Here is a 4,933-nt window from a genome sequence, read left to right as displayed (position 1 = left end):
CGGTCGCGGTCCACACGGTCTGGCAACTGATGCAGCGCACCGTCCGGCCGCGGCCGACCGACGCCTCCGGCACCTCGTACCAGGCCTCGCAGTTGGGGCAGACGATCTTCATGACGCCGACGTACCACGTTCCCGAACCGCTCCATTCTACCCCCGGCTTCGTTAATGATCCGGAAACCAAGATGGTGGCGCTTTCGAGTCTGTACCTGTGGTGGGTTGCAGGGCGGCGGCTGCCGGTGGGGACCGGCGGCCGACGCCGGCGGTGCGGGCGTGCCGCCGGCCGCGGCTTCGAGTAAAAGGAGACGATTCGCACCGTAGGGCGGTGCGATCGCTCCAGGGGACGCGGGGCGCGCGCGGAGGTTCGGTTCGGCAGGCTGGGAGCGGAGAACGGCGTGGTTCGGTTCGAGAACGTGGGACTGCGTTACGGGCTGGGCCCGGAGGTCCTGCGCGACCTCTCCTTCCGCATCGAGCCGCATTCGTTCCAGTTCCTCACCGGCCCGTCCGGCGCCGGCAAGACCTCGCTGCTGCGGCTGCTGTTCCTGTCGCTGCGGCCGACCCGCGGCCTGATCACGCTGTTCGACCACGACGTCGCCACCCTCGACAAGGACGCGCTGGCCGTGCTGCGCCGGCGCATCGGCATCGTCTTCCAGGACTTCCGCCTGCTCGACCACATGTCGACCTACGAGAACGTGTCGCTGCCGCTGCGCGTGCTCGGCCGCGAGGAGGAGAGCTACCGCCACGAGGTCGAGGAGCTGCTGCACTGGGTCGGGCTCGGCGAGCGGATGACGGCGCTGCCGCCGGTGCTGTCGGGCGGCGAGAAGCAGCGCGCCGCCATCGCCCGCGCCGTGATCGCCCGGCCGCAGCTCCTGCTCGCCGACGAGCCGACCGGCAACGTCGATCCCAATCTCGCCAAGCGGCTGCTGCGGCTGTTCATCGAGCTCAACAAGTCGGGGACGTCGGTGGTCATCGCCACCCACGACATCGGGCTGATGGACCAGTACGACGCGCGCCGGCTGGTGCTGCACGAGGGCCGGATCCATGTCTACGACTGATCGAGTCCGGACCGACCGGTCGCGGACCGACTCGCGCCTGTCCGGAGCCCTGCGCGGGCTGACCGGCCTCGTCCGCCGCAAGCCGCGCGAGACGCCGATCGTGCCGCGCAGCTCGATCGCCGGCTCGGCCCTGATCGCCGTGGTGGCGATCATGACGTTCCTGGCCTCGCTCACCACCGGGGCCGTCGTGCTGGTGGTCGGGGCGGCGGCCGAGTGGCAGTCGGACGTGTCGCGCGAGGTGACGGTCCAGGTCCGCCCGATGGCCGGCCGCGACCTCGACGTGGACGTGGTCCGCGCCGTCGAGATCGTCCGCGCCGCGCCCGGCGTCGCCTCGGTGCGGGCCCAGGACAAGGCGGAGTCGGCGCGCCTGCTGGAGCCGTGGCTCGGCTCCGGCCTGTCGCTGGAGAGCCTGCCGGTGCCGCGGCTGATCGTCGTGCAGGTGACGCCGGGCCGGCCGCCCGACTTCGCCGCCCTGAAGACCCGGCTCGCGGTCGAGGTGCCGGGCGCCACCCTCGACGATCATCGCGGCTTCTCGCGCCGGCTGCGCGCCATGGCCGACACCGCCGTCGCGGTCGGGCTGGCGATCCTCGGCCTGGTGATGGCCGCCACCGTGCTGTCGGTCGCCTTCGCCACCCGCGGCGCCATGGCGACCAACCGGCCGACTGTCGAGGTGCTGCATTTCATCGGCGCCAAGGATGCTTATGTGGCGGGGCAGTTCATGCGGCACTTCCTCTTCCTCGGCCTGCAGGGCGGGTCGATCGGGGGCGGCGCCGCCGTTGTCCTGTTCCTGCTGCTCGGGCTCGCCGGCGGCCGCCTGTTCGGCCTCGGCGGCGCCGACGCCGCGGCGCTGTTCGGCGGCGCGGCGCTGGGGATCGGCGGCTATCTGGTGCTGCTCGTGCAGGTCGCCCTGGTCGGGCTGGTGACGGCGCTGACGTCCCGGCGGGTGGTCAAGGCGACCCTGAAGGCGGTCGGCTGAGGCGTGCCGGCGGCCGCGGACGCCCGTCCGCGGCGCCGGGTGCGGGTGACGCCTTTCCTGCGCCGAATTTGGCGATATTCTCGACCCGGGACGTGAAAAGGATGGCCATCGAGGACGGACGAGGGACGCACGACGTCGCGGGCGACGCCCCGCTGGCGGCGGCGTCTGCGCGGCCGTCCGGCTCCCGGCCCCGCCGGCGGCTGCTGTCCTGGCGCCGGTTGCTGATCCTCGCCGTCGTGCTCGGCAGCGCAGGGACGGCCGCCTTCCTGGGCGGCTTCGTCGCCTTCGCCTGGCGGGTGCCGCGCCAGGAGGTCGTCCTCACCGCGACGGCGGACGGCATCGTCGCGCTCACCGGCGGGGCGTCGCGGGTGGTCGACGCGGTCGAGCTGCTGGCGTCCGGGCGCGGCCGCCGGCTGCTCATCACCGGCGTCCACCGCACCACCAATTCGAGCGAGATCGCCCGCGGCGTGCCGGAGTTCGAGCGGCTGTTCGACTGCTGCATCGACCTCGGCCACGAGGCCCGCAACACCATCGGCAACGCCCTCGAGACCCGCCGCTGGACGCTCGGCCGCGGCTTCCGCTCGCTCGTCGTCGTCACCTCGAGCTACCACATGCCGCGCGCCATGGCCGAGCTCGGCCACCGCCTGCCCGGGGTCGAGCTGATCCCCTATCCGGTGGTCACCCAGGCGCGGGCCGAGCCGTGGTGGTCGAGCGGCGCCAATGCACGGCTTCTCATGACCGAATACGTGAAGTACATCGTCGCGCTGGCGCGCATGCGGATCGAGCCCGTGGTCGATCTCGCCGAGGCCGCCCAGCGCCGGCCTCCGCCGCCGGCGACCCAGCCGGGACCCGCAACGTGATCGTCGTCCGCTCCGCTCTGTTCACCGTCGTCTTCTACGTCACCACCGTCGCCTATCTGATCGCGGCGCTGCCGACGCTCGCGCTGCCGCACCGGACCATGGGGATGATGGCGAAGGCGTGGGCGCGGACCAGCGTCTGGCTGCTGCGGGTGATCTGCGACGTCTCGGTCGAGTGGCGCGGCCTCGACAAGATGCCGCGCGGCGCCCTGCTGGTCGCGGCCAAGCACCAGTCCGCCTGGGAGACCTTCGCGCTGCTGCCGCTGTTCGCCGATCCGAGCTTCATCATCAAGCGCGAGCTGACCTGGATCCCGCTCTACGGCTGGTACACCAGGAAGGCCGGCATGATCCCGGTCGACCGCACCGCCGGCCGGGCGGCGCTCATCAAGATGACCCGGGCCGCCCGCAGGCTGCTCGACCAGGGCCGCCAGATCCTGATCTTCCCCGAGGGCACCCGCAGCGCGCCGGGGGCGCCGCCCGACTACAAGCCCGGCATCGCGCTGCTCTATGCCGATCTCGGCGTGCCCTGCCTGCCGATCGCGCTGAATTCCGGCCTGCACTGGCCGCGCCGCAGCTTTCTGCGCCCGCCCGGCACCATCCTGGTCGAGATCCTCGATCCCATCCCGCCCGGCCTCGCCCGGCGCGCCTTCATGGCCCGCCTGCAGGACACGATCGAGAGTGCGACCGCCCGGCTGGTCGCCGAAGGGCAGGGACGGTCCCTTCCACCCGGCGATGCGGCCGCGGCCGCTCAGGTCGAGGAGGCGTCGGTCGGCCGCTCGTGACCGGGCCGCGCGTCCGGCGCCGTCAGGCGGCGGGCGATGGCGTGCAGCCCCGCGTCGCGGCAGCCCTGCTGCTCCAGCTCGCGCACCGTCGCGATGACGTAGTCCCGGTTGGGCCCCGACTGGCCGTGGCCCTGGCGGACCAGATGGAGCTGCTGCTCGATGTCGAGCCGGCCGGAATATTGCGGGTGGCTGCGGTCGACGACATAGACCAGCGCCCGCACCCGCCGCTCCTGGCCCGCCGGGGCGCCGGGATCGAGCAGGACCACGGGCCGCAGCGTCTCCAGGTAGACGTGGGTGACCTGCTCGCGCGCCCGCAGATAGGCCAGCGTCCCGGCCCGCTCCGCCTTGTCGACCCGGAAGGCGATGCCCCGGCAGGTGCCGCCGCGGTCCAGCCCGAGCACCAGGCCGGGCTTTTCCGGGGTGCCGCGGTGGACGAAGGAGAACACGCACAGCGCCCGGTGCAGCCCGACGAGCCGCGCCGGGAGGCGCTCGACGAACGGGAAGCCCGGCCGCCACATGAGGGAGCCGTAGCCGAAAACCCAGAGATCCTCGTCGGCGTGGTCGATGTCGGAGGTCGTATTGCCCATCGCGGTCCGGGTGGCGCCGGTCGGGAGGCCGAAACCGCGTCCGATTCTCCGGACGGGTTGACACCAGACTGCCACAAGGCTCGCCTAACAGCCCCTCCGGCCCGCGACAAGAGCGTCCGGGCGAAACGCCGGAAAAGCGCCGGCCAACCGCGAAAGGATCAGCCGTGAGGTCGGTCGGAGACGAGGCTCTGCCGGTGCGCCGCAAGCGCCGGCCGTGGCTGGTCGCGCTGCCGCTCGCCGTGGTCGTGGTCGCGGCGCTCGCCTGGACGGCCTTCTGGTTCCAAGCCGCCTCGGTCACCCGCACCGTGATGGTCGGCTGGCAGGAGAACGAGGCGTCGCTCGGGCGCACCTACAAGTGCGCCGAGCAGGACGTCGGCGGCTTCCCGTTCCGCTTCGAGGTCCGCTGCACCGACCCGGTCGCCGACCTGCGCTCGGTGTCGCCGCCGACCACGCTGTCGGCCAAGAACGCCGTCGTGGTCGCCCAGGTCTGGCAGCCGACCCTGATCATCGGCGAGGTCACCGGGCCGCTCCAGGTCGGCAATGTCGGGGCGCCGCCGGTGCTGTCGGTCAACTGGTCGCTGGCCCAGGCCAGCCTGCGCGGCCTGCCGACCGACCCGGAGCGTCTCTCGATCGTGCTCGACCGGCCGATCGCCACCTCGCTCGACGGGGCGACGGCCGG

General features: G+C 72.7%; 7 protein-coding genes. 5 read left to right on the top strand and 2 right to left on the bottom strand.

Features of this window, described 5'->3' with window-relative positions; translation table 11 throughout:
• A partial coding sequence (locus CH341_RS36535; RefSeq protein ID WP_210208648.1) for an MJ0042-type zinc finger domain-containing protein occupies positions 1–112 on the bottom strand: 112 nt, incomplete at its 3' end.
• A 280-nt stretch (positions 113–392) separates the two neighbouring features.
• Between CH341_RS36535 and ftsE the strand changes: the two genes are divergently transcribed.
• The 4 genes from ftsE (at position 393) to CH341_RS28030 (ending at position 3,667) form a co-directional block, all read left to right on the top strand.
• Entirely contained in the window at positions 393–1,052 is a 660-nt protein-coding gene (gene ftsE, locus CH341_RS28045; RefSeq protein ID WP_111422337.1) for a cell division ATP-binding protein FtsE, read from the top strand.
• The gene (locus CH341_RS28040) at positions 1,039–2,028 is read left to right on the top strand and encodes a cell division protein FtsX (RefSeq protein ID WP_245431285.1); all 990 of its coding nucleotides are present in this window, start codon (positions 1,039–1,041) and stop codon (positions 2,026–2,028) included. Before ftsE ends, CH341_RS28040 begins: the two co-directional genes overlap by 14 nt.
• 101 nt (positions 2,029–2,129) lie before the next feature.
• Positions 2,130–2,888, top strand: a complete 759-nt coding sequence (locus CH341_RS28035) for a YdcF family protein (protein ID WP_111422335.1) — start codon at positions 2,130–2,132, stop codon at positions 2,886–2,888.
• The gene (locus CH341_RS28030; protein WP_111422333.1) at positions 2,885–3,667 is read left to right on the top strand and encodes a lysophospholipid acyltransferase family protein; all 783 of its coding nucleotides are present in this window, start codon (positions 2,885–2,887) and stop codon (positions 3,665–3,667) included. Before CH341_RS28035 ends, CH341_RS28030 begins: the two co-directional genes overlap by 4 nt.
• Here the strand turns inward: CH341_RS28030 and CH341_RS28025 are convergent.
• Positions 3,634–4,254: a gamma-glutamylcyclotransferase gene (locus tag CH341_RS28025; RefSeq protein ID WP_111422331.1), complete on the bottom strand. Its 621-nt coding sequence runs from the start codon at positions 4,252–4,254 to the stop codon at positions 3,634–3,636. The genes CH341_RS28030 and CH341_RS28025 overlap by 34 nt on opposite strands.
• Positions 4,255–4,418: 164 nt before the next feature.
• On the opposite strand from CH341_RS28025, the gene CH341_RS28020 reads away from it, so the two are divergent.
• The coding region (locus tag CH341_RS28020) for a DUF2125 domain-containing protein (protein ID WP_146604652.1) at positions 4,419–4,933 on the top strand (515 nt) is incomplete at its 3' end.

This window comes from Rhodoplanes roseus (assembly GCF_003258865.1).
Classification (GTDB): Bacteria; Pseudomonadota; Alphaproteobacteria; order Rhizobiales; family Xanthobacteraceae; genus Rhodoplanes; species Rhodoplanes roseus.
This window is presented reverse-complemented; position numbering and strand designations above follow the sequence as displayed.

Excerpts from the sequence above, each read along its gene's own strand:
- CH341_RS28040 (WP_245431285.1), top strand. The coding sequence starts at position 1,039 with ATGTCTACGACTGATCGAGTCCGGACCGACCGGTCGCGGACCGACTCG.
- CH341_RS28035 (WP_111422335.1), top strand. The coding sequence starts at position 2,130 with ATGGCCATCGAGGACGGACGAGGGACGCACGACGTCGCGGGCGACGCC.
- CH341_RS28025 (WP_111422331.1), bottom strand. The coding sequence starts at position 4,254 with ATGGGCAATACGACCTCCGACATCGACCACGCCGACGAGGATCTCTGG.